This is a genomic window from Cupriavidus sp. 8B (assembly GCF_054589115.1).
On sequence record NZ_BAAILO010000103.1, the window covers coordinates 1 to 1,391 of the forward strand.

1 protein-coding gene is annotated in these 1,391 nt (G+C 64.9%); it reads left to right on the forward strand.

Annotated elements, in window-relative coordinates:
- Positions 1-1,391 (forward strand): VirB4 family type IV secretion system protein (locus ACYP5B_RS11695; protein WP_459569715.1); only part of this gene is annotated, 1,391 nt, incomplete at both ends.

The window sequence follows — 1,391 nt, forward strand, 5'->3', positions numbered from 1 at the left end:
CCCCGGCCCCCCCCGCGGCTACATCGGCGGCACCTTCCCCGCCGCATCCGACGCCCGGATCGACGCGCTCAACCGCGAGCATATGTCGAGCGGCAAGTACTTCCACAACACGCACTCGCTGGCCCTCGCCTATACGCCGGAGAACGGCATCGACAAGGTGTTCGAGCGCATGGCGTACCACATGACGGTCGGCAGCAAGAACTTCGTCGTGGCTGCCTTCGAAACCGCCAAGGACGTGCTGCTGGCCCGCAATGCCTTCGCCTTCGACCTGCAACGCACCGAGGCCGACGCCAAGCGCTTCGAATCGATGCTCGACGCCTTCTCGGGCGGCGTGACCAAGCTCGGCCTCACGCGCCTGGCCCTACAGGACAGCCTCGCGGCCTTGCACCAAACCGCCAACCCGACCGTGCCGCCGCGCCGCATTCGCTTCCCGGTGACGCTGCTGGACACCCATCTGACCGAGTCGGAAGTGACCAGCGGCTCGGACAAGCTGCTTTTTGAATCGGCACACGGCAAGCGCTATGCCGCTGTCGTGGCGGTCAAGGAATGGATGGGCTTCCAGGAAGCCGCGCTCGACGCCCTCACGCAACTCGACGTCGAACTGGATATTTGCATTCTCTATCGGTTCCTCGACACCCATAAAGCCACCAACTACATCGAGAAGATTCGCCGCTTCTACAAGATGGCGAGCTTCAACCTCTGGGCGATCGTCAAACAGGCGGCGGCCAAGGAAGAAGCAGAGAATGATGAGGGCCGCGAGCAACTGGCCGCCGAGGCAGGCGACGCGCTGCGCCGCCTGACCGCCGAAGGCCAGCAGCACGGCTTCGTCAATATCTCGGTCATCGTCTATGGTGACTCAGAAGCCGAGTGCGAGGATGCGGTCAGCGATGTCGTGGGTGCCATCACCAATGCCGGCTTCGGTCCGATCCGCGAGAAGGCCAACCTCCTACCCGCCTGGAACAGCACGCTGCCCGGCCGTTGGGATAAGCAGCGTCGGCTGCAATTTGTGGAAACGCCGGCAGTCTCCGACATCGCCCCGCTGCGCTCCGTGCGCCCCGGTCCGACCCGTAACAACTGGCTCACCAACATCTCTGGGGTGGAAACGCCCCCTCTCACCTGCCTGCCGACCCGTCATCGCACCGCGCAACGGGTGGACATGCACCAGCCGGGCGGCAACGGCCACTTGCTCGTACTCGGCCCCATCGGCGCCGGCAAGTCCGTGATGCTCAACTTCCTCGTTACGCAGGCGGGCCGCCAGGGAGCCCGACGCATCCGCTTCGACAAGGACCGCTCGACGCGCATTCCGACGCTGCTGGCCGGCGGCAAATTCGTCGACGTGACCGGCCGCTTTCAGGCCGCCACGCAGACCAATCCCCTGTCGTTGCTGGGTA